18 protein-coding genes, 1 tRNA gene and 1 pseudogene are annotated in these 23,449 nt (G+C 63.0%); 11 read left to right on the top strand and 9 right to left on the bottom strand.

Annotated features, from left to right (window positions below; genetic code table 11):
- Positions 1 to 63: 63 nt before the first annotated feature.
- From FJ039_08590 to FJ039_08575, 4 genes are all read right to left on the bottom strand, one after another.
- Positions 64 to 1,188 carry a BMP family ABC transporter substrate-binding protein gene (locus FJ039_08590; GenBank protein ID MBM4406219.1) on the bottom strand — a complete coding sequence of 375 codons (1,125 nt, stop codon included), beginning with the start codon at positions 1,186 to 1,188 and terminating at the stop codon, positions 64 to 66.
- A gap of 63 nt (positions 1,189 to 1,251) precedes the next feature.
- Positions 1,252 to 2,169: an ABC transporter permease gene (locus FJ039_08585; GenBank protein MBM4406218.1), complete on the bottom strand. Its 918-nt coding sequence runs from the start codon at positions 2,167 to 2,169 to the stop codon at positions 1,252 to 1,254.
- Complete coding sequence (locus tag FJ039_08580; protein ID MBM4406217.1) at positions 2,166 to 3,227, bottom strand: ABC transporter permease; 1,062 nt, start codon at positions 3,225 to 3,227, stop codon at positions 2,166 to 2,168. The genes FJ039_08585 and FJ039_08580 overlap by 4 nt, the downstream gene beginning before the upstream one ends.
- Entirely contained in the window at positions 3,228 to 4,793 is a 1,566-nt protein-coding gene (locus tag FJ039_08575) for an ABC transporter ATP-binding protein (protein MBM4406216.1), read from the bottom strand.
- 304 nt (positions 4,794 to 5,097) lie between these two features.
- Between FJ039_08575 and FJ039_08570 the strand changes: the two genes are divergently transcribed.
- From FJ039_08570 to FJ039_08560, 3 genes are all read left to right on the top strand, one after another.
- Positions 5,098 to 5,391 (top strand): co-chaperone GroES, encoded by a 294-nt coding sequence (locus FJ039_08570; protein MBM4406215.1) that lies wholly within the window; start codon positions 5,098 to 5,100, stop codon positions 5,389 to 5,391.
- Between the two features lie 44 nt (positions 5,392 to 5,435).
- Complete coding sequence (gene groL / locus FJ039_08565) at positions 5,436 to 7,064, top strand: chaperonin GroEL (protein ID MBM4406214.1); 1,629 nt, start codon at positions 5,436 to 5,438, stop codon at positions 7,062 to 7,064.
- 107 nt (positions 7,065 to 7,171) lie between these two features.
- Positions 7,172 to 7,246 (top strand) — tRNA-Gly (locus FJ039_08560).
- 55 nt (positions 7,247 to 7,301) lie between these two features.
- Here the strand turns inward: FJ039_08560 and FJ039_08555 are convergent.
- Positions 7,302 to 8,504 carry a diphosphate--fructose-6-phosphate 1-phosphotransferase gene (locus FJ039_08555; protein MBM4406213.1) on the bottom strand — a complete coding sequence of 401 codons (1,203 nt, stop codon included), beginning with the start codon at positions 8,502 to 8,504 and terminating at the stop codon, positions 7,302 to 7,304.
- Positions 8,505 to 8,576: 72 nt separating this feature from the next.
- Between FJ039_08555 and FJ039_08550 the strand changes: the two genes are divergently transcribed.
- Entirely contained in the window at positions 8,577 to 9,389 is an 813-nt protein-coding gene (locus FJ039_08550; GenBank protein ID MBM4406212.1) for an inositol monophosphatase, read from the top strand.
- 6 nt (positions 9,390 to 9,395) lie between these two features.
- Here the strand turns inward: FJ039_08550 and FJ039_08545 are convergent, their stop codons facing one another.
- The 4 genes from FJ039_08545 to gatC all read right to left on the bottom strand — a co-directional run bounded on the left by FJ039_08545 (position 9,396) and on the right by gatC (position 12,890).
- On the bottom strand, positions 9,396 to 10,487 hold the full coding sequence (locus FJ039_08545; protein MBM4406211.1) for an aminotransferase class I/II-fold pyridoxal phosphate-dependent enzyme: 1,092 nt from the start codon (positions 10,485 to 10,487) through the stop codon (positions 9,396 to 9,398).
- A gap of 120 nt (positions 10,488 to 10,607) precedes the next feature.
- Positions 10,608 to 11,096, bottom strand: a complete 489-nt coding sequence (locus FJ039_08540) for an Lrp/AsnC family transcriptional regulator (GenBank protein MBM4406210.1) — start codon at positions 11,094 to 11,096, stop codon at positions 10,608 to 10,610.
- Positions 11,097 to 11,123: 27 nt separating this feature from the next.
- Positions 11,124 to 12,581, bottom strand: a complete 1,458-nt coding sequence (gene gatA, locus FJ039_08535) for an Asp-tRNA(Asn)/Glu-tRNA(Gln) amidotransferase subunit GatA (GenBank protein MBM4406209.1) — start codon at positions 12,579 to 12,581, stop codon at positions 11,124 to 11,126.
- Between the two features lie 18 nt (positions 12,582 to 12,599).
- A complete protein-coding gene (gene gatC, locus FJ039_08530) occupies positions 12,600 to 12,890 on the bottom strand; it encodes an Asp-tRNA(Asn)/Glu-tRNA(Gln) amidotransferase subunit GatC (GenBank protein ID MBM4406208.1) in 291 nt (96 codons plus the stop codon).
- A 328-nt stretch (positions 12,891 to 13,218) separates the two neighbouring features.
- On the opposite strand from gatC, the gene FJ039_08525 reads away from it, so the two are divergent.
- The 7 genes and pseudogenes from FJ039_08525 to FJ039_08495 all read left to right on the top strand — a co-directional run.
- Positions 13,219 to 14,862: a CTP synthase gene (locus tag FJ039_08525; GenBank protein ID MBM4406207.1), complete on the top strand. Its 1,644-nt coding sequence runs from the start codon at positions 13,219 to 13,221 to the stop codon at positions 14,860 to 14,862.
- A gap of 15 nt (positions 14,863 to 14,877) precedes the next feature.
- Positions 14,878 to 15,564 carry a fructose-6-phosphate aldolase gene (fsa, locus tag FJ039_08520; protein ID MBM4406206.1) on the top strand — a complete coding sequence of 229 codons (687 nt, stop codon included), beginning with the start codon at positions 14,878 to 14,880 and terminating at the stop codon, positions 15,562 to 15,564.
- 166 nt (positions 15,565 to 15,730) lie between these two features.
- Positions 15,731 to 17,329 (top strand): transcription termination factor Rho, encoded by a 1,599-nt coding sequence (locus tag FJ039_08515; GenBank protein MBM4406205.1) that lies wholly within the window; start codon positions 15,731 to 15,733, stop codon positions 17,327 to 17,329.
- Between the two features lie 256 nt (positions 17,330 to 17,585).
- Positions 17,586 to 17,840 (top strand): annotated as a pseudogene (locus FJ039_08510) (cell surface glycoprotein related protein).
- Positions 17,841 to 18,849: 1,009 nt separating this feature from the next.
- Positions 18,850 to 21,504, top strand: coding sequence for a hypothetical protein (locus FJ039_08505; protein MBM4406204.1), 2,655 nt, complete (start codon positions 18,850 to 18,852; stop codon positions 21,502 to 21,504).
- A gap of 90 nt (positions 21,505 to 21,594) precedes the next feature.
- Positions 21,595 to 22,515 (top strand): hypothetical protein, encoded by a 921-nt coding sequence (locus FJ039_08500; GenBank protein MBM4406203.1) that lies wholly within the window; start codon positions 21,595 to 21,597, stop codon positions 22,513 to 22,515.
- Positions 22,516 to 22,763: 248 nt separating this feature from the next.
- A partial coding sequence (locus FJ039_08495; protein MBM4406202.1) for a hypothetical protein occupies positions 22,764 to 23,449 on the top strand: 686 nt, incomplete at its 3' end.

Below are 23,449 nucleotides of genomic sequence, written 5' to 3'. Positions count from 1 at the left end.
CCTGGAAAAACTGCAGGGCGGCAGCAACGGTGCTGCCGCCCTGCGAACTGCTACGATTTCAGTTTACGATCCTTGTCCAACGACGCCTTCGACGTACCAGTCGACGGTGCTTACAAGGCTAGGATCGGCAACCTGGCCGGCGGCGATCTTCACATTGCCCTTGTTGTCCTTGATGGGACCCACAAAGACTTGCGTCTTGCCTGCCTTGAAGTCGGCTATCTTCGCCTCGACCAGCGCCCTCACGTCGGCTGGGACTGCGGAGCCCCAGGGAGCCAATACGACCATGTCAGTATTCAGGCTGCCGATAAGGTTCTTGGGGTTTGACTTCCAAGTTCCGGCTTCAATGGCCTGAATCTCGCGGGTGAAGAAACCTCCCCAAGTAAAGCCGATGCCACTGATCCAGCCCTTGGGAGCGTATTGCTGTACGGCGGTTGAGTGGAAGCCGACCGAGTAGATGCCGCGTTGCTCGGCGGTCTGCACAACCGCGATAGGGGAGTCGACAATCATTGTGACGACGTCGACGCCCTGATCTGCGAGCGCGTTCGTTGCTGCTGCTTGCTTGCCTGGGTCGGACCACGCGTTATTGAAGATCACGCGCATCTCTGCGTTCGGATTCACCGATCGTGCGCCCAGCGTAAAGGCATTGATAGTGTGGATGATGTTAGGGATCTGAAAACCGCCGATGAAGCCCAATTTGTTGGTCTTGGTCATCTTGCCCGCTGCCATACCAAGGGCATACGAGTACTGATCCGACGCTGCCCAGTAGGTATGGAAGTTGTCGGCTTGCTTGAAGCCCGCGGGGTGGTCGAACATCACCTCCGGGTGCTTGGCGGCGACGCCCAGCGCAGGATCCAAGTAACCAAAGCTTGCTGGAACAATGAACTTGGCCCCCTGCGAGATCATGTTCTCGATGACGCGTGCCACATCGGCATTCTCAGGGATGTTTTCGGCGGAGAGAACCTTTACGTAGGGCAGGTTCTTTTGCACGAGGGCAGCCGCTTCGGCGTGTGCCTGGTTGTACCCGGCGTCTGTCTTTGATCCGACGTGAATGATCCCCATTGTGAATGGGGCGTGCGCCGGGCCAGCGCTAGGCTCTTTATCAGAGCCCCCGCATGCAGTGACCGCCAGTATCACCGCAGCTGCCACACCGAACAACGCGAACCACTTGCTCCGCAATCGCTTCACCATACCTGCTCCTATTTCCCCGGCTGTTCAAGCCGGCTATCTTTCAAGGCATCCGACTGGACTTTTTCAGCCGGTACCCTCAAACACATCTTTCAGACCAGCGGGAACGACGCGACCCTTTACTCGACCAAAGAGCATCAAGACCACGAGGATAAGCACATATGGAATCATGTCAAGCAGGAATGGGGAGACGTTTGTTCCCCGCGCTTGTAACTGCAATTGAACGGCGACCGCTCCTCCAAAGAGCAACGCGCCCATGATCGCACGGATAGGCGACCACGCGGCGAAGATGACGAGGCCAACGGCGATAAACCCGGCGCCGGCTGTCATGCCCTCCTGCCAGGTCTTGGTGTAGGCGATCGAGAGATGCGCCCCTCCAACGCCCCCAAGCATACCGGCGACAAAGAGTGCCTGGTATTGCAGCAAACGCGGTCTGAGGCCGGCGGCAAAGGCCACCGTCTTGTCTTCGCCAACGGCTCTTACTCGCAACCCCCAGGCAGTTCGGTAAAGCAGGAACCAGACGCCTATCGCAACCGGAATCGCCAGGTAGACGAGGAAATCCTTTTCGAACAATGCGTGTCCGACCTGTGGCAGGTTTACGAGCCCCGGCATTTGGATATCCTTTAGACCGCCAATGGGCCTTCCGACATAGGATTTCCCTATGATTGCGGTAAGCCCAAGGGCAAAGAACATGAGGGTTAAGCCAGATGCAAGCTGATTCCCCCGCCGTGTCACGACTAGGTAGGCGAAAATCATGTTGAACGCCGATCCGGCGAGTGCGGCCGCCAGGATGCCAAGATAGGGGTTGCCGCTGGTCGAGGTTGTCACGAAGCCAACAACTGCACCCACAAGCATCACACCTTCGACTCCAAGGTTCACTATTCCTGACCGCTCGCCAATCACCTCGCCTAGGGTTGCATAGAGAATCGAGGTGCCGGATAGCACGGCGCTGGAAGCGACTCCAGCGACAAAAGATTCACTCATATTCCTTCAGCCTTTCTTCCTCGCCGCGCCAGGATAACGAAAAGGATCAACGCCATCAGAATGTTGACAGCCGCTCCCGGCAGATGTTGCGTGATTTGCAGCACATCGCGTCCCGATGTAATGACCGCGAGGAGAAAAGACATCACGACGATCAGCACAGGACTGTGACCTGCCATCCAGCTGACGAGGAAGCCTATATACCCATAACTGGAGGAAAACCCTGGGCTCAGGCGACCTTGGATGGCTGAGGTTTCGGCCATACCGCCGATCCCGGCGATGCCCCCGCCAATCACAAAGAGGATAATGATGTACCAGCCGATTGGAATGCCGTTCCGCTTGGCTGCCTCTTGATTACCGCCAATCGCACGCATCTCATAACCCCAACGCGTTTTGGTAAGGACGAACCAGAAGAGCGCCACCGCCCCCAGCGCGATAAACAAACCGATATGGAGCCGACTGCTGCCTAGATGCGGCAAATTCCCGGCAGCTGGATAAGGTTCGCTCTGTGGGAAGTTGGAACTCTTCGGGTCGCGCCAAACTCCGAAAACGAGATATTGGAGAAAGAACCCAGCCACCAAGTTCATCAGCAAGGTAGAAAGCACCTCGCTGAGAAGGCCCTTGGCGCGGAGGAAGCCGGAAAGGCCAGCCCAGAGGCCCCCGCCCAGGAAGCCTCCGAAGAACATAAGCGGCAGCATGATTCCCATCGGCAGTTCAGGCCATGTCAGCGGCACGAAGGCGGCAAAGACAGCCCCGACATAGAGCTGGCCCTCTCCGCCGACATTCACCATACCGATGCGCGCTGGAATCGCGACAGCCAGCGCGCAGAACATCAACGGTATCATGATGACCAGCACTTCTGTGAACCCGCGCGTGCTGCCAAACGTGGCATGCAAGACATCCCCGTACGTCGCTAAAGGGTTTTTCCCATACGCGGCAAGCAAGATAGCGAAGCCCGCTAACGAGACCACGAGCGGTGCGGCGATACGGAATATAAGGTCTCGGCGCTTTGGTGACAGGACGCCAAATGATCGAACCGCCGGTGTGCCTGCTGTCGCCATCTAGGCCACCGCTCCAGTCATCAATCGGCCGATCGCGTCTCTGGTTGTCTCTTCAGGACGGAAACTGCCGACGACACGCCCTTCACGTAACACGAGGAGGAGGTCGCTGAGCGTGAATAGCTCGTCCATATCTTCGGAGATGAGCAGCACGCCTGCGCCCCCATCACGAACGGTAACGAGCAGCTGTCGGGCAGCGACGGCGCTGGGCACGTCGAGGCCGCGTGTAGGGTAAAAGGCGACAATCAATCTATGCTGCTGCCCGAGTTCACGGGTGAGGACGATGCGCTGCAAATTGCCGCCTGAAAGCGTCTCGGCGGCAACATTCGGGTTAGGCATCTGGATTTTTGACCGCTCCTCAAACTTCTTAGCATCCTCACGAACCGCCTTCCAGTCGATTGAGAGCCCGCCCTTGCGAGCGTACCGTGCTCGATCTGCAAGGGCCATGTTTTCCGTGACCGTCATCGAGCCAACGACGCCCATCCACGATGGGTTCTCTGGAATAACGGCAAGTCCATGCCGTCGCAGGTTGCCAATCGTCCAGTGAGCGGCATCATGCCCCTCGAACCGCTTTGTTCCTTTGAACGGGAGCAGGCCGAGAATGACGTCGCCAAGCTCGCGCTGTCCGCTGCCGGAGACGCCGGCGATGCCGACGATTTCGTAGGGCCGCACTCTGAGGGAGACGTCCTGGAGGTGAAGCTCACCCTTTGCACCCGGCGTCGTCACAGAGGAGAGCTCGAGGATAGAAGTTGCGGCCTCACGGGTCTTAGAGCTGCCGCGATGCACTGCCGGAGGCTCGGAGCCAAACATCATCTCGATAACGCGATGCTCTGTGGCTTCTGCGCGCATGATTGAGTCGACCAAGGCGCCCCGGCGCATGACGCTCATTCGGTCAGCGGAAGCGAATGCTTCGCGCAGTTTATGTGTGATGAATAGAACCGCGTAACCGTCGGTTTTCAACCGGTGAAAGACCTGCATAAGATTCTCGATCTCATGCGGTGCAAGCACGCTGGTTGGCTCGTCAAATATAAGGACCCTGGCGTCGGCGAGGAGCAGTTTGATCAGCTCGACCCTTTGCTGTTCACCAATCGACAATCGCCAGATGCTGGCATGAGGGTTTATTTCCAACCCGAACTTTGCCGAGACCTTCTCGATTTCGCGTGCTATTTCCTTGTGGTCGAGGCGCGGCTTCAATTTGGGCATGAAGAGAGCGACGTTCTCCGCCACGGTGAATGCAGGGATAAGCGTGAAATTCTGGAAGACCATCCCGATGCCGAGGCGGCGGGCGTCTTGTGGAGACTTGAACACAGCTGGCTTGCCCTGGAAAAGGATCCGGCCTTCGTCGGGTTTGTAGTAACCGTACAGGACCTTCATGAGCGTGCTCTTGCCAGAGCCATTCTCGCCAAGGATGGCGTGGACCTCGCCAGCGGTGACGTCGAGGTCTACATGGTCATTGGCGAGGACTGCGGGGAACCGTTTCGTGATGCCTTTCAAGACAACGATAGGCACAGGGCTCGCCGATGGTGCGACGACTTTTGGGGAAGTGGCGCAGTTTGGGATGGAAGTCATGAAAAAGCTTGCCCGAACAATAGCACTATAGTGAATCGATGACGAAACCTACTGTTACAGTCATGTAACACCTGTCGGCGTTCAAGAAATATTTTTGAACTAGTCTAAATTCCGCTGATTGCCATAACGTTTTGCACTTCCCTCAACCGAAAGCCGGATCGTCCAGGAGGGGTCCCTCCCCGCTGGCGGGCTGGCACTTGCAGGCGGCGACTGCTAATAGTAGAATCCTCCCTTGGCTAGCAGTCATCTGTGGGGACTGCTAACACCATCTGTAATCCGTATCATCCAGTAAGGAGGTACAGCTTTGGCTCGTAAGTTGCATCCGCTCGGAGATCGTGTGGTGGTCAAGGCCATCGAACAGCAGGAGGTCAGCAAGGGTGGCATCATCCTGCCGGACACGGCGAAGGAGAAGCCCCAGGAGGGCGAGGTCGTCGCCGCAGGCCCCGGCCGCATGACGGACGATGGCAAGCGCATCGCCCTGGACCTGAAGGCGGGGGACCGCGTGATCTATTCCAAGTACGGCGGCACCGAAGTGAAGGAAGCCGGTGTCGAGTACATCATCCTGCGGGAGAGCGATATCCTGGCCAAGATCGGCTAGGCCGCCCCGCGATCATCTCAGCGCATAAGGAGTAAGGAGGCACAATGCCCGCAAAGCAGATCGCATTCGCAGAAGAGGCTCGCAGAAAGCTTATCAAGGGAGTGGACTCCCTGGCCGATACCGTCAAGGTCACCCTCGGCCCCAAGGGCCGCAACGTGATCCTGGACAAGAAGTTCGGCCCGCCCCAGGTGTGCAGCGACGGCGTCACCATCGCCAAGGAGATAGAGCTGGAGGACTCCATGGAGAACATGGGCGCCCAGCTCCTCAAGGAAGCCGCCACCAAGACCAACGATATGGCCGGCGACGGCACCACCACCGCCACCGTGCTGGCCCAGGCCATCGTCCACGAGGGTTTCAAGAACGTCACCGCCGGCGCCAACCCCATGGCCCTGAAGCGCGGCATCGAGAAGGCCGTGGACGCCATCCGCACCGAGATCAAGAAGCTGGCCACCCCCGTCTCCGGCAAGGAGCAGATCGCCCAGGTGGCCTCCCTCTCCGCCCATGACAACGAGATCGGCAGCCTCATCGCCGAGGTCATGGAGAAGGTGGGCAAGGACGGCGTCATCACCGTCGAAGAGTCCAAGGGTCTCAGGTATGAGACTGAGTTCGTGGAAGGCATGCAGTTCGATCGCGGCTATATCAGCCCCTACTTCGTGACCAACACCGAGCGCATGGTCTCCGCCATTGACGATCCCTACGTCCTCATCACGGACAAGAAGATCACCGCCGTCGCCGATATCCTGCCCATCCTGGAGAAGGTCCTCCAGGTGAGCAAGAACTTCGTCCTCATCGCCGAAGAGGTGGAGGGCGAGGCTCTGGCGACCCTGGTGGTGAACAAGCTCCGCGGCACCCTCACCTGTCTCGCCGTGAAGGCCCCCGGCTTCGGCGACCGCCGCAAGGCGATGCTCGAAGATATCGCGATCCTCACCGGCGGCACCGTCCTGAGCGAGGAGATCGGCCGCAAGATCGAGTCCGCCACGATCCAGGACCTGGGCCGCGCCCGGCGCGTCTCGGCCGATAAGGACAACACCACCATCATCGAAGGGCGCGGCGCCGACGATCAGATCAAGGCCCGCATGGCCCAGATCAAGTCCCAGATCGAGGAGACCACCTCCGACTTCGACCGTGAGAAGCTCCAGGAGCGCCTGGCCAAGATGGCCGGCGGCGTCGCCGTCATCAAGGTCGGCGCGGCGACGGAGGTCGAGCTGAAGGAGAAGAAGGCCCGCGTTGAGGACGCCCTCTCGGCGACCCGCGCGGCCGTCGAAGAAGGCATCGTCCCCGGCGGCGGCAGCACCCTCATCCGCGCCCGCACCGTGCTGGTGAAGGTGAAGGGCGATGACGTGGACGAGCAGACGGGCGTCAAGATCGTCGAGAAGGCGGTCGAAGAGCCCCTGCGCCGCATCATCTTCAACTCCGGCGGCGAAGCCTCGGTCGTCATCATGGCGATCCGCGATTCCAAGGAGAAGGACTACGGCTACGACGCCGAGAAGATGCAGTACGGCAACATGATCAAGCTCGGCATCGTGGACCCGGCAAAGGTCACCCGCGCCGCCCTTGAGAATGCGGCCAGCATCGCCTCCATGATCCTGACTACGGAGTCCATGATCACCGAGGTCAAGGAAAAGAATCCGCCTGCGCCCCCCATGCCCCCCGGCGGCGGGATGGACTACTAAGTCCGTCGGCGTTCCGATCGAGCGAAATCGGGGGCTCCCATCGGGAGCCCCCGATCATTTTCTTGACAGTCCCAGACGGCGAACGTATCATCGGGTTTGTCCCAGGTGCGCGAGTAACTCAACGGCAGAGTGTCACCTTCCCAAGGTGAAAGTTGCGGGTTCAAATCCCGTCTCGCGCTCCACTCTTCTCCCAGATGCCCATGGCCGTGGGAGGCGTTTGTCCTCGAAGAGGTGGGCTTACTTGGGAGGCAGCGCCCTCAGCCACGCGAAGGCCGGCAGCGGCCCTCCGATGAGCGGCATCGCATAGCGCACGTATCTCTCGGTGGGCAGGCCCTGCGCCCTATCGAAGAAATCGGCGGGAAGCAGGCGCTCTTTCCCGGCGACGTTGCCCACCGCTGTCACGCCCGTGACGCAGCGATAGGGCCGTTGGCGCACGCGCTCCAGCGTCACCATCACGCCGCTCTGCCCCTTCGCGGCAAGCTGCGCCGCCGCGCGCCCGGCGGCCAAGGCCTCCCTGGCGTCCACCGGCGAGACGCATTCGGCGAAGGCGCGCTGGATCGTCCCGGGGAGGTCGTAGCGCGTGCGCACTTTCAGGCGCTTGCCGATCACGCGCGAGAGGTATTTTGCGGTGCTGGGATAGTACGGATGGCCGAAGTCGTCCACGTACTCCGGCTCCCCGCTCTCTGCGAGCGGGCCTTTTGGCCCCCTGGTATTCTCGCTCACTACCGCCACGGCGTAGCCGTGCTTCGCGATGGCGCGCTCCACGGCGGCGATCAAGTCGTCTTCGACCAGCGGATGCTCCGGGATGCAGACGATATGCGGCGCGTCCCGTTCCTCGCGCTTCCCTAGGATCGAGGCGGCCGGAAGCCAGCCGGAGTTCCGTCCCATCACTTCGATGACCGTCACCGGGCGGTCCTTCCCCATCGCCTCGGCGTCCATGCCGTCGCCCATGGTGGCGAGGGCGATGAAGCGCGCCGCGCTGCCGTAGCCGGGGCAGTGGTCCGTCTCCAGGAGGTCGTTGTCCACGGTCTTCGGCGCGACGACGACGGTGAGCTCCTGGCCTTTCGCCTTCGCCGCCTTCTCCAGCGTGAGGGCGTTCTCCGCCGAGTCGTTGCCGCCGATGCCGATGAAGGCCGTGACCTTGTGGTCGCGGAAGGTCTGCAGGATCTCCTCGATGTCGTTCGCGCCGATCTTGTGCCGCGAGGTTCCCAGGGCCGAGCCTGGGGTCGCCGCGACGGCGCGAAGGGTGGCGGGCGATTGCCGCCCCAGGTCAACGAAGGCGGCGTCCAGGAGGCCCTGTGCGCCGTGGCGCGCGCCGATGATGACGGCGAAGGCGCCGCTCCGCTTCGCAGCTTCGATGATGCCGGCGAGCGTTTGATTGATGACGGCGGTGGGCCCGCCCGATTGGGTGATGAGGAGTCGGCCCGTTCTCTGTGCCATGCCCTTCTTCTCTCCCGCGGAGCTGCCGCTGTGCTAGACTGCCTGCATCCATTTTCCACCAGGTGCAGCGCGATGTCCACGCTTCCCGCGAGCCGCTCCGGCGCGCCCGCCATCGAGGTCGCCCGCGAGATCGTGCTGGAGGCGGGCGATATCTTGCGCAGGCGCGCGGCCCAGGAGCTGCGCGTCAGCGAAAAGGGGCGCGCCAACCTGGTCACCAATGCCGATGTGGAGGTGGAGAACTTCTACGCCGAGCGTCTCACGGCGGAATTCCCCGGGCACGGCATCCTGGGGGAAGAATCGGGACGGCGCGGCGGGACCGGTCCCTACACGTGGATCGTGGACCCGCTGGACGGCACGCGCAACTATGCCTTGGGCCTGCCGTATTACGCCAGCACCATAGCCCTCACCCACGGCGGCGAGATTATCCTCGGCTTCACTTACAACCCGGTCTCCAACGAGATCTTCTGGGCCGACCGTGGCAACGGCGCCTATCTCAACGAGAAGCGTATCTATGTCTCGCGGCGGAAGCGTCTGGCGCAGTGCACCGTCGGCACGGACATGGGCTATAGCGACGTCCTGGCGGGCCACGCTCTGGACCTCTTGAACCGGCTGTGGCCCGGCATGGAGGCGGTGCGCATCATGGGCTCGGCGGCGCTGGGCATCGCCTACGCGGCCTGCGGCAGGACGGACCTCTACTTCCACCACCACCTTTCGCCGTGGGACATCGCGGCGGGCATCCTCATCACCCAAGAGGCCGGCGGCGTGGTGACCGACCGGAACGGGGGTGCGATGCGCCTGGAGACGCCGCACCTCATCGCCTCGAATGCGGAGCTCCTGCAGGAGTTCCTCCGGCGGAGCGAAGGCCACCCCTGGAGGAACGGCTAGCGGCGGCTACTTCGCCCGGCGGCGCTTCACGAAGCGCTCGATGCGCACCAGGGCCTCTTCGATCTCGTGCAGCGAGACGGCGTAGCAGCACCGCACATGCCCTTCGCCCGCCTCGCCGAAGGCGGAGCCCGGGATGACGGCCACGCGCTCTTCCTTCAGCAGCGCCTCGGAGAAGGCGTTCGATCTCATGCCCGTCGCCTTGATGGACGGGAAGGCATAGAAGGCCCCCTGGGGTTCGAAGCAATCGAGGCCGATGCGGTTGAGGCCTTTCAGCAGGACGCGGCGGCGGCGGTCGTACTCGCGCACCATGTTCTCCACGAGCCTATCGTCCGTGTGTAGCGCCTGCAGCGCGGCCGTTTGGCCTGGGGTGGGCGCGCAGAGCATCGTGTACTGGTGGATCTTCACCATCGCTTCGATGATATCGTCAGGCGCCGCCGCAAACCCCACGCGCCACCCGGTCATCGCGTAGCTCTTGGAAAAGCCTCCCAGGAAGATCGTCCGCTCCTGCATCCCGGGGAGGGAGGCGAAGCAGACGTGCGAGTGGCCGCCGTAGACGAGGCGATCGTAGACCTCGTCCGAGACGACGATGAGGTTGCGGCGCTTGGCCACTTCCGCGATGGCCTCCATCTCGCGCTTGGTCATCACGGCGCCTGTGGGGTTGTTCGGATAGCTGATGATGAGGGCGCGCGTCTTCGGCGTGATCTTCGCTTCCAGGTCGGCGGGCGTCAGCTTAAAGGCGTTCGCCTGGCTCGTCGCCACGGGAACGACGACGCCCCCGGCGAGGACAACGCACGGCTTGTACGAGACATATGACGGCTCGGGGACCAGGACTTCGTCGCCGGGGTTGATGATGGCGCGCATGGCGAGGTCCACGCCTTCGCTCACGCCGACGGTGATGAGGAGCTGCGTGTGGAAGTCATAGGCCACGCCGTAGCGCGCGGCGAGGTGCTGAGCCAGCCGCTCGCGGAGCTCCAGCATGCCGTAATTGGAGGTGTAGTGCGTGTGGCCCTTTTCGATGGAGTGGATGGCCGCTTCGCTGATGGGCCAGGGCGTCGCGAAGTCCGGCTCGCCGACGCCCAGGGAGACGACGCCCTCCATGGACTGGATGAGGTCGAAAAACTTGCGTATCCCCGAGGGCGCAAGGCTTTCGACGCGGTTGGAGATGCTGTATTGGCGTGCCACTGACGTGCGGTGCCTCGTGGAATATATGCTGTTGCGCTACGGTGTGTAAGGGAGGCGGCTGCTGCGCTTGCGGCCCGTGAGGATCTCGCCGTCCTGCTTATACCGCTTGAGAAAGAAGTGCGTCACGGTGCCTTGGACGCCTTCGATGGTCGCCAGCTTTTCGCCGACGAAGCGGGAGATCTCGTAGATGTCCTTGGCGGTGACCATGACGCCGAAGTCGTAGCCGCCGGAGACCAGGAAGACCGATCGCGCCTCCGGGTGGCGAGAGATGCGCTCCGCGATGGCGTCGAAGCCGACGCCGCGCTCGGGGATGACCTTCACTTCGATGAGCGCCATCACCTGCTGCTCGCCCAGCTTCTCCCACTCCACCATCGTGCGGTACTTGATGATCGCGCCGTTCGCCTCTGCCTCGCCGATGATCTTCGAGACGTCTTTCAGCGGGATGCCCGTCCGCGAAGCGATCTCTTTGTGCGGCGTCCGCGCGTCCTGCTCAAGGATGCGGAAGATCTCGCTCTTGTCTTTCATCTCGCACCTCTCTCCTGGGGGAACGGCCTAGTTCACGGGGGCGCGCAGCTTGTGCCAGCCGGTGGTCTCTTGATAGGCGTGGGCGATGCGGAAGAGCGTTGCTTCGCTGAAGGCCGGGCCGATGAGCTGTATGCCCACGGGCAGGCCTTCGATGAATCCCGCGGGCACGGAGATGCCCGCGATGCCCGCGATGTTCACGGGGATCGTGTCCACATCGCTCAGGTACATCTTCACCGGGTCCGCCACCTTTTCCCCGAATCTGAAGGGCGGCGTCGGCGAGGTCGGCGTCACCAGGGCGTCGTACTTCGCGAACGCCTCGTCGAACTCTCGGCGGATGAGCGTGCGGACCTTCTGCGCCTTGAGGTAATAGGCGTCATAGTAGCCCGCGGAGAGGGCGTAGGCGCCGAGCATGATGCGCCGCTTCACCTCGGGGCCGAAGCCCTGCTGCCGCGTCTGCTCCATCGCGTGCCACATCGTATCGGCCTCCGCGGAGAAGCCGTATTTCACGCCGTCGTACCGGGCGAGGTTGGACGAAGCCTCGGAGGGCGCGAGGATGTAATAGACGGCGAGGGCGTAGGGCGTGCTGGGAAGCGAGACATTGTAATCAATGACCGCGCCGAGCTGGGCCAGCTGCGCCAGGGCGCGCTTCATCACGTCGCTCACATCGGCGTCTATGCCGTTGAAATATTCCTTAGGCACGCCGATGCGCATACCTTTGATATCGGTGCGCAGCGCCGTGCTGTACTCGGGGACCGGGCGGTTCACTGAGGTCGAATCGAGCGGGTCGTGGCCTGCGATGGCCTGGAGGACGGCGGCGCAATCGCGGATGTCCTTGGTGAACGGGCCGATCTGGTCCAGGGACGAAGCGAAGGCGACGAGGCCGTAGCGGCTCACCAGGCCGTAGGTGGGCTTAAGCCCCACCACGTTGCAAAAAGAGGCGGGCTGGCGGATGCTGCCGCCGGTGTCAGACCCCAGGGAGAAGAGGCATTCGCTTGCCGCCACGGCCGCCGCGGGGCCGCCGCTGCTCCCGCCAGGAACGCGGTCCAGCGCCCAGGGGTTCCGGGTGGGGAAGAAGGCCGAGTTCTCCGTTGAGGAGCCCATGGCGAACTCGTCCATGTTCCCTTTGCCCAGCAGCACCGCCCCTGCCGCCTTGAGCCGCTTCGCCACGGTGCTATCGTACGGCGCGATGAAGCGCTCCAGCATCTTTGAGGAGCATGTGGTGCGCGTGCCGGAGACGGCAAGGTTGTCCTTCAGCTGCATCGGGATGCCGGTGAGCGGGCCGATATCGCCCCTGGCGATGCGCCCATCGGCATCCTTCGCCTGCTGGAGCGCGATCTCCTCCGTCACGCTGACGAAGGACTGCACCTTGGGCTCCACGGCGGCGATGCGCGCCAGGTGCGCCTTAGTGAGCTCCAGGGAAGAGACCTGCTTCTGCTTGAGGAGGCCGTGGGCCTCGTGGATGGTGAGCGCGGTAAGGTCGTTCATGGGGAGAAAAGGGGAGCGTCAGTCTTCCAGGACGGCGCGGATGCGCAGCTGGTCTTCCTGGTGCTGGGGCGCGTTGCGCAGGACGTCCTCCCTGGGCAGGGAAGGGCGCGGCGCGTCGTTGCGGAAGATGTTACGCATCTCCACGGACTGCGCGGTGGGCGGCACCTGCTCCGTATCCAGCTTCTTCAGCACTTCGAACTGCTGCAGGATGTTGGAGAGCTGGTCCTGGAGGCGCGTGATATCGTCGTCCGTCACGGTGATGCGGCAGAGGGCGGCGATGTGGACGACTTCTTCACGGCTCAAACGCATGACAAGGTTGCTCCACAGAGGAGATGCCGGAATGCAGGCATTATAGCCTCCCCCTTCTGAAGGGGCAACGAGCCTAGCCTCCCGATATGTTGACATACTCCGGATGAAGCGCCTATAATACGGATGTCAGCGTTGCTCCAAGGCGCGAAGTGGCCTCCGGCCCACAGAGCCCAAGAGCATGGGTTTCCCACCTCCCCTTGACTCCCCAAGCTCCACTTTCGTTTAGGTTACAGGCGTGATGCCTAGGTGTTGGATAGTGCGAGCGAACTTTCCTGAAATGCGGTTCCATCCCTTCCGTGTAGCAAGGGCAAGGTAAAGCTCCCACCTCATGTCAAAATTCATCTTTGTGACCGGTGGCGTGGTGAGTTCCGTGGGGAAAGGCATCGCCGTCGCCTCCACCGGCCGGATCCTCAAGAGCCGCGGGCTCACCGTCTCCGTCCAGAAGCTGGACCCCTATCTCAATGTTGACCCTGGAACGATGTCTCCTTATCAGCACGGCGAGGTCTTTGTGACCCGGGACGGCTGCGAGACGGACCTCGACCTGGGTCACTACGAGCGCTTCATTGATGTGGAGCTGACACGGACCTCCAACGTGACCTCCGGGCAGATCTACAGCTCCGTGATCGCCAAGGAGCGCCGCGGCGAGTTCCTGGGCGGCACGATGCAGGTGGTCCCCCATGTGACGAACGAGATCAAGAAGCGGATGCTGGATGTGGCGCACGAAAGCAAGGCGGATGTCATCATCGTCGAAGTCGGCGGCACCGTGGGCGATATCGAGGGCCTGCCCTTCCTCGAGGCCATACGGCAGATGCGGAACGATGTGGGGAAGGACAACGTCCTCTACATCCACGTCACTTACCTTCCTTATATATATGCGACGGGCGAATTAAAGACCAAGCCGACCCAGCACAGCGTGAAGGAGCTCCGCGCCATCGGCATCCAGCCGGACATCATCCTGGCCCGCAGCGATTTCCCCGTGGCGGACGATATCAAGGGGAAGATCGCCCTCTTCTGCGATGTGCAGCCGCCCGCCGTCATCCCGGTGCTCACGGTGCAGAACATCTATGAAGTGCCGGTGATCTTGGAGGAGGCGGGGCTCGGGAATCTCGTCATGAGCCAGCTGCATCTCCACGCCCATGGCATGGACCTTGCCGAGTGGCGCGCGATACTGGGCCGCATGGCGGACCTCAAGGAGCCGGTGCAGGTGGCAATTGTCGGCAAGTATGTGCAATTGAAGGACTCCTATATATCGGTGCGCGAGGCCCTGCGCCATGCCGGCATCCGCCAGGACCGCGATGTGCGCGTCTCCTGGATCTCAGCGGAGGACCTGGAGCAGCAGGCGAACTGGGAAGGCGCCCTTGCCTCCGTCAACGGCATCGTGGTGCCGGGCGGCTTCGGCGGCCGCGGCATCGAAGGGATGATCCGCGCGGCCCAGTACGCCAGAGAGAAGAAGGTCCCCTACCTGGGCCTCTGCCTGGGGATGCAGATCATGGTCATCGAATATGCGCGCCACGTGCTCGGCCTGGAAGAGGCGAACTCCAGCGAGTTCGACCCGCAATCGTCCGCGCCCGTCATTGACTTCATGCCCGATCAGCGCCACCTCGACGCCAAGGGCGGCACCATGCGCCTGGGCAACTACCCCTGCCACCTGGTGCCCGGCTCCATCGCCTCCCGCGCCTACGGCAACGGCGAGGTCATCATGGAGCGCCATCGCCACCGCTACGAAGTGAACAACGTCTACCGCGATCGGCTCATCAAGGCCGGCCTCCTCCCCAGCGGCCTTTCGCCCGATGGGCGGCTCGTGGAGATCTCGGAAGTCGTGGACCACCCCTTCATGGTCGGCTCCCAGTTCCACCCGGAGTTCCGCTCCCGCCCCAACAGGCCGCACCCGCTCTTCGATGCCTTCATCTCGGTGGCGAAGAGCACGATGCGCGAAGGCGGGCAGCACGCTCTCCCGATAGACAAGGCATAGGCGGTCAGGCAGCGCATGAAACTGTATCTGGACACAGCGAACATCGAAGAGATACGCAAGGGCGCCAAGCTGGGCGTCGTCAGCGGTGTGACCACCAATCCCTCCCTCGTGGCGAAGGAAGGCAAGGGCGGCCTTGAGGAATACCGGCGCGTTGCCGTGGAGATCGGAAACATCCTTGCAGGCGCTGGCGTGAACGAGCCCTCCGTCTCGGCGGAAGTGGTGGCGGCCGATGCCGCAGGCATGATTCAGCAGGGGCGCGAGATCGCCCGGTGGAGCAAGCACATCTTTGTGAAACTGCCCAGCACCACGGCGGGCTTCGAAGCCACGGCCGCCCTCTCGCGCGAAGGCGTGCGTGTCAACCAGACCCTCTGCTTCTCGGTGAACCAGGCGATCCTGGCGGCCCTCGCGGGCGCGGCCTACGTGAGCCCCTTCATCGGGCGCCTGGATGACATCAGCGAAGACGGCATCGCCCTGGTGCGGGACATCTGCGAAGTCTACAAGTCTCAGGGCCACAAGACGCTTGTCCTGGCGGCGAGCATCCGCCATCCCCTGCACGTGGTGCAGGCGGCGAAGGCAGGCGCGCACATCGCCTCGGTCCCGCACAAGGTGCTCGAGCAGATGATCGCGCACCCCCTCACGGATATCGGCATGGCGCGGTTCATGGCCGATTGGGAAAAGGTCTCGAAACCGCAGGCGCGATAAGACACATACGAAGGAAGACTCCAGAGAGACGAAACACCGACAATAATCGGCGAACGGGGCCCTGCAGGACATCCCTGCGCACAGGGGCCGCGCCGCCGTCAACCATCGAGCACACATTTCCCGCCTGACACCACGAATCATCGCAGGCGCGGCAGAGAGGCAGCACATGACTACGGACGAACAGACCCCATCACCCATCGAGAACCAGCAGGAGCAGGCCCAGACCCCGCGGGACATCCCGCGCGAGGCGCCGCCTGCGCCGCAGAACGGCAACGGCCCCGCGCCGGTGCACGCGCCGCCCCGGGAGCGGGAGATGCGCCCGCCCCAGCAGCAGCACCAGGGCGATCGCAACCACCGCCATTACGATGAGCCGCGCCGCCAGCACCAGGGCAATCACGGCCATCAGGGCCCGCCGCGCCATCAGCAACAGCACCATCAGCAACACCAGTACCAGGACCAGCCTAATCAGCAGGAGCCGCGCCGTCCCACCGAGATGTCGCAGATGCTGCAGACGCTGGAGGCCAAGAGCCAAGAAGAGCTTGGGGAGCTCGCCAAAGAGCTCGGCGTCCCCAGCTACCAGAGCTTGAATAAGCTCCAGCTCATCCAGGCGCTGGTGCAGATGCGCTCGCGCTCCCAGGGCCTGCACCTCGCCACGGGCATCCTGGAAATCATGGGCGATGGCTATGGCTTCCTCCGCTATAACGGCGTGCGCCCCAGCCCCGGCGATGTCTACGTCTCCCCCTCCCAGATCCGCCGCTTCGCCCTTCGCATGGGCGATTTCGTCGTCGGCCAGGTGCGCCCGCCCAAAGACGGCGAGAAGTACTACGGCCTCCTGCGCGTTGAGGCCATCAACAACCAGGACCCCGAGGTCGCCAAGGCCCGCCCCGTCTTTGAGCAGCTCACGCCCATCTTTCCTAATAAGATGATCAAGTTGGAGATCGGCCCCAAGAACCTCTCCAACCGACTCATTGACCTCGTCTCCCCCATCGGCCGCGGCCAGCGCGGCCTCATCGTCGCGCCGCCCAAGGCCGGCAAGACCATCCTCCTCAAGAACATCGCCGCGGGCGTCACCGCCAACAACCCGGACATCGTCCTCATGGTCGCCCTCGTCGGCGAGCGCCCCGAGGAGGTCACGGACATGGAGCGCTCCGTGAAGGGCGAGGTCTACAGCTCAACCTTCGATGAGCCCGTGGAAGACCACACCCGCGTGGCGGAGTTGGTCCTTGACCGCGCCAAGCGCCTGGCTGAGACCGGCAAGGATGTCGTCATCCTCCTAGATAGCATCACGCGCCTCACCCGCGCCTACAACCTGGCCGTGCCCAGCAGCGGCCGCACCCTCTCCGGCGGCATGGACCCCGTGGCCCTCTACCCGCCCAAGAAGTTCTTCGGCGCGGCGCGCAACCTGGAGCAGGGCGGCAGCCTCACCGTCATCGCCACCTGTCTCGTGGACACCGGCTCCCGCATGGACGACGTCATCTACGAAGAGTTCAAGGGCACCGGCAACATGGAGCTCCACCTGGACCGCAAGCTCTCCGAGAAGCGCATCTACCCGGCGATCGACATCCAGCGCAGCGGGACCCGCCGCGAAGAGCTGCTCCTGGACGAGACGACCCTTCGCCAGGTTTGGCTCCTGCGCCGCATCGTCGCCATGATCGGCTCCGACGCCAACAACAGCACGGAGGCCACCGAGCGCGTCATCGAGCGCCTGCAGAAAAAGCCCACCAACACCGAGTTCCTGGCCTCCCTTAGCAAGGGAGATGTGTAGGGGGCGTGGGTTGCGCCCCGAGAGAGCAATGCTCGCCACAGGCGAAAATCGTTTCATGTAAATTGTTGCGATAATCAATTTCATGGGAAAGATTCTCCTTGCCGTCTTGGTTGCCGTGCTGGTCGTTGGTGCATGTGACTCGGAGGATGAAGCGACGGCGCCGCCGGTGCCAACAGCCGCTCCCACCGTAACCTCAGCGCCTTTGCCCACCGCCACCAGGCCGCCGACTTTGCCTCCGGCCACCGCAACGACGGCTCCAACCGCCACACCGATCCCTCCCACTGCTACAGCGGTTCCCACTGCTACGCCCGTCCCTCAACCCACCTCGACGCCAGCCCCTACAGCCACGCCCACACCGGCGCCGACTCCTACCAGAGCCCCCACATCAACGCCCTTGCCCACGAACACGCCCATACCGCCCACCCCAACAGTGACGCCGACGCCAGCCCCTACGGCCACGCCCACACCGACGCCGCTGCCCACTGCAACACCCATTCCGACCCCCGTTCCGTTCACAGGGTATGGTCCTGTCAGCGGAAGCATTCCGCATCAACCGAACAACAGCACACCGGAGCTCTATTCAAGCGACGTTTCCGTTACCGACTTCACCGTTAGCGTCACCTTGGTCAATCCGTATGATCACTTCGCACAGCTCTTTGATATAGGCTTTCGCTTTAGGGATGACGGCGGCAACTACCACACCGTCTCAGTAGGAAGCAGCGGCCAGTGGGTGCATGATGTCAAGATCGGTACAGTGACAAGACGCGCGCAACAGGGGACGACCTCCCGCATGCTTCAGACGGGCGGCGTGAGAAACTTCATCTCACTCGATGTGCGCGGCTCTGTGGGAATCCTCCGAGTGAATGAAGCGGTTACTGCGCAGTTGAATCTGGCCGAAATCACAGGCCCCGGCAGTGTCTCTTTAGTGATCGGCATATTGACCGGCAGCGAGCGCGCCCTGGCAACTACAGCTTTCGAAAATTTCCGAATCGCACCGTGAGTGAATCACCATCGGGTGGTTCCTTATTACCCCGGATATCCTCGTCCGGTAGCCAGCCCTAACTTTTTCGGCCCCCGAGCGTTTCCATATGTGGACCGCTTCGGTGGAGAAGGCCATATCGCGCTGACCTTGACATAGCGCATGGTTGCCAGTAGAATGGTTTTGTACTAGGTTCAAAAGCGGTTCGGAGATCCTGGGCAGTGTTCCTGGGGATATCGGGAAGGCAAGGCATGCATCCTCGCGACTTCCGATTGAACGGGTTTGACACTTGTGATAGGATTTACGAGGCCTTGCGGAAGCAGGGCCGCTACCTTTTGTGTTGAGAACTACTCCCAGCGGAGACAGTTCTAGAGACCAAAAGTCACTTCAGATGACAGGAGGTGCAACAGGTTCAGATAAGAGAAGGGCTGCCAGCCCAAGAGTTCCGTATCAGGTGCTCAGGATGGGTTCGATATAAAGCGGGACTTATCCCATAGCTTCACCCCAACTGAGCGACAAGTTCGAAAGGAGAAAGGTTTACGTGAGAAAGACAAACATAGCGTTTCGACTCTTCATGGTTGTGGCCATGGTCGCCGGCGCCATCGGGACACTTATCCCGGTGGGCAAGGCTGCGGCCATCACGACCGTTGCCGTAACCGCAACACCAAGCGTTGCGGGTGCGCAGGCTGAATACATCATCACCTTTGTGCATACAGCAGCGGGTCCGGTTGGTTCGACGATTACGCTCACGTTCCCGACAGGGACCACGCTGCCTTCAACCATCGCCAAGACCTCTTGGTTCCTGGGCCAGGGCGCCAATGTCGCGGCGGCGACTGCCGCCAAGACCGCGCCTGTGGCGGCAGACCCTGACATCGTTGTTGACACGACGAACAGGACCGTCCAGGTCCCCGTCATTGCTGGGCAAGCAATTACGGCTGGCAACACTGCTTTGATTCAGATCGCTCAGACGGCCGGCATCCGGAACCGGACGACCACCAGCATCGCCTCCTCGTTCTCGGTTGCCTCCTCGGTCGGTGGCGAAGTCACGGCAACAGGCAACCTCACAACGCTCGCAGGCGCCTGCAACGTTGCAGGCGGCTTCCTGCGCCAGACCGTCTACTCGCCCTCGACGACGACCCAGGGCGGCTCGGTTTCCGTGACAGGCGCTGGTTTCACGCCTGGACAGAACGTCACGTTGAGCAGCACCGGCGCAGTTTCTGGTTCGGCCGTTGCCGGCACTGACGGCAGTGTGGCGATCACCGCCACGCGCTCCGGCCTTGCTGGCACCGCTCCAACCCTCACTGACGGCGCTGGTCTCGCCTGCGCCTCCGCTGCAGCGGTTGGTTTGCTCCCAGACCTGACGGTCATCGCAGGTGGTACTCCGAACTTGACTGACACGATCACGATTGACGGCCGCAACTTCGCTGTCGGCTCCGTAATGGCCATCGGCACTGCGGCCGGCGTCGGCATCGGCCCTGGCGCCAGATTCGCGGGTGTCGCTCAGGCCGCCGCCAACTGGGTCTCTGCCGTCGGCCTCGGCGTTGACGGGCTTCTGGGCACCGCAGACGACACCACAATCGCTCTTACCGACCGGGATACGGACGGTGCAGTGGATGACTTCCGCATTACCATCCGCGCTCCTAGCTCCGGTGCTCTCGCCACTGCCCCCACGAGCGGTGTCACGACTATCACCATGCAGACCAGAACGGCTGGCGTTGACGCTTTGATGAACACGGCTGATGACGTCACGGGTGGCACAGCCACTACGACCGTCACGGTTAACGCCCGCACAGTCACCTTGTCTCCGAACACTGGTCCTGTTGGCACGCAGGTCACTGTTACTGGCACTGGCTTCCCCAAGAGCCAGGCCGCTGCTGGGACGCAGGTCATCGGTATCGCTACCGGTGGCGCCGCGGCTACGCCCAATGGCAACATCCCGACCGATACGTTGGGCGCCTTCACGATCCTTTGGCCGATTCCGGATGCTGCAGCTGCCGGCGCACGCACAGTCACGGTTACGATCCCCTCGACCGCTGGTGATGCCGGCGCAGTTACCGGCTTCTCTTCGTTCACGGTGACGGCTGCTGCGGCCTCCATCGCGATCACGCCGAACACCGGTCCTCGCGGCACTACAGTCTCGATCTCCGGCTCCAACTACGTCGCTGCTGCCGGCGCGACTGCTCCTCCCGCGACTCCTGCCATCGTAGCTGCCGCGCTGACCATCGGCGGCATCCCCTTCGGCGGCGCCGCGGCCATCAACAGCAACGCCGACGGCACGCTCGTTGCGGCTACCCGCACAATCCCCGCAGGCGCTGCCTACGGCGCGAACACGGTCGTCGGCACCTCCGGCACCGCTTCGCCGACGACGTCCTTCACGGTCACGCAGCCCACGATCGCCATCGGCACAACCTCCGGCACGATCGGCACGACGATCAACTTCACCGGCGCCGGCTGGGTCCCCAATGGTGTCGTCACCATCAGGCAAGTCGGCGTCGGCGCCGTTGGCGTTGCCAGCGCGAACGCGGCTGGCGCGATCAACGCCTCCTTGACCGTTCCGGCGACGGCCTTCGTCGCCGGCGGTGCTGGCGGCGACATCAACTTCGTGGCTGATGACACCACGGGCAATTCGACGCGTGCTGTGACCTTCGCGCTCTCGGCTGCTGCGGCGACGGTTACGGCATCGGTGGCGAGCGGCGGCAGCATCACCGTGACCGGCACGGGCTTCCAGCCCGGCTTCGCCGTGGCCCTGACCTTCGATGGCGCGGCCTTCCCGCTGGCGACGCCTGCCTTCACGAACAGCGTTGGCGGCTTCACGGCCACCATCGTCGCTCCCGAGCTCCCCGGCCTCCACACCATCGCCGCCACGGTGAACGCCGTTACCCGCGCGGGTAACGTCACCATCACCGCTGCCGCAAGCGGCGCTGGCGTCCCGGTCGCCACGGCCTCGGCCCTGGCGGTCTTCCCCACCGGCAGACTGCAGATTGCGAACGTCGCCAACGCAGCGGGCACGGCCTTCACGGCCTTCGTTCCCGGCCTGCCCGGCAACGCCGTGACCCAGATCCAGCCGAACTCCGTGATCATCCTCACGGTGAACGCTGACACGACGGTCATCGTCAGCGGCGTGAGCTTCGCGCTCACGGCCAATACGCCGCGCTTCATCCCCGTCGGCAACAACGTGACGATCACGACCCAGTAAGCGACCCTACACTTTCAGAGGCTGCCCCGGTGACGAGCCGGGGCAGCCCTGAAAGAAACATGGCATAGAGCCAGAGAAAGAGGCAGAGACATGACCAAGCTTCGGATAGCGAGCGTTCTGGTGGCCGCCATCATGGCCATCGGACTCATCGCATTCCCATCGGTCGCGTCCGCCCAAGGGGTCACAGTCGTCACTGGTAACGTTACGATTGACGGCAACCCTGCGCCTGCAGGCACCACCGTCCGCGTCCTTAACGGGACCACGGCCGTTGGTACAAGCACGACTGGCGCGAGTGGGGCAAGCGCGAACCAATACAGAATAGACATCACAGCTTCGGATGCACTCAATGGCAAAACACTGAGCGTCGTCGCCGTCATCGGCGGGCAAGATTCGCCCACCACCGGCGCGCCGACCTTCACCTTTGCCGCCAACCGCGTCTTCACGGTGAACGTGGCCGCCCAGACGCCCCCGCCGCCCGCTGCAGCGTCCCTGACGCTCGGCTCGTCGCAGGGCATCAGCGGCTCCGCCGTGAACGTCCGCGGTGCAAACTTCTTCGGCAACAGCGTTGTGACCATCACGGTCGGCGCCCAGACCGTTACGCGCACGGCGGCCACCTCCGCTACCGGCGCCTTTGATACGACGATTGCCGTATCCGGCTCCGTCGGCGCGGTGACCATCACGGCCATTGATGCTCGCAACCGCACTGCCCAGGCAACCTTCACTGTGGCCCAGACGCAGGGCATCCCTGGCGCTACAGGCGCCGCTGGTCCTCAGGGTCCCGCTGGTCCCGCCGGCGCTGCCGGCGCCGCTGGCCCTGCCGGCCCTGCCGGCCCTGCCGGCGCCGCTGGCGCCGCTGGTGCTCGCGGTCCCGCCGGTGAGAACGGCGCTGACGGTGAGGACGCCTCGTCCGCACTGGGCGTCGTCGCCCTCATCCTCTCCATCGTTGCCATCGCCGGTGTCGGCTTCGGCATGATGCGTGGCGGGATGAAGAAGAAGGAAGGCAAGATGTAAGCTGTTCGGCGCAAGCTGAACGCTTTGAAAGGCCCCCTGAGCAATCAGGGGGCCTTTCTTTTTCTTTCCTGTATGGCAGTGTCTCCAAGCCTTTGACATTCCCGGAGCACGCACCTCTCGCTTCTTGGGAAACTCGTGACCGAAATTGTCCCCGGCCGATTCAGTGCGTTCAGTGTTTTCAGTGGATAGACAGGCCCTCTTACCATTTTTGCGCGATGTGGCATAATAGGCGAATGTAGGAGGAATTCATGAAATCTATTACTGGTATCCGTTTCGCTCTATTCCTTGTTCTTCTGCTCGTCCTCGCCCTGCCTGCAACGGCCCTTGCCCAGGGCGGTGTCACCGTCGTCACCGGCAACGTGACGCTGGATGGCGCGCCCGCCCCCGCGGGGACCTCCGTCCGCATCTCCCGGGGCGCGACGGTAGTGATAACGGTGCAGACCGGCGCCGCTTCAGGCTCCACCTCCGATTTCTACCGGGCCGATATCACCGCATCCGGCGACCTGGAGGGCCAGGTCTTGACCGTGCAGGTGGTGGTGAACGGCGTTGCCTCCCCTGCGACGGGCGCGCCCACCTTCACCTTCGCCGGGAACCGCGTGTTCACCGTGAACGTCACCGTCACCAGCGCGCCTCCGCCTCCCGCCGCTCCCGCGGCGATCACATTGACACCCTCCACCGGTGTTGTGGCCACGGTGAGCGGGCAGAACTTCACCGCGAACTCCCTGGTGACCGTGCGCGCCGGGACAACGACCCTGGCGGTGGAGACGACGAATGCCACCGGCGCCTTCTTCGCGGCCATCGCCGCCCCTTCGCTCACCCCTGGCGCCATCACCATCACCGCCACGGATGCGGCGAATAGATCCGCCGGAGCGCAGTTGACCGTCCCGAATCTCACGGGCCCTGCCGGCCCTGCAGGCGCGGCGGGCGCAGCAGG

The sequence above is a fragment of the Chloroflexota bacterium genome (assembly GCA_016875535.1).
Taxonomy (GTDB): Bacteria; Chloroflexota; Dehalococcoidia; order SHYB01; family SHYB01; genus VGPF01.
Note: the sequence above shows the minus strand (reverse complement) of the source record. Positions and strands in the feature narration are given on the sequence as shown.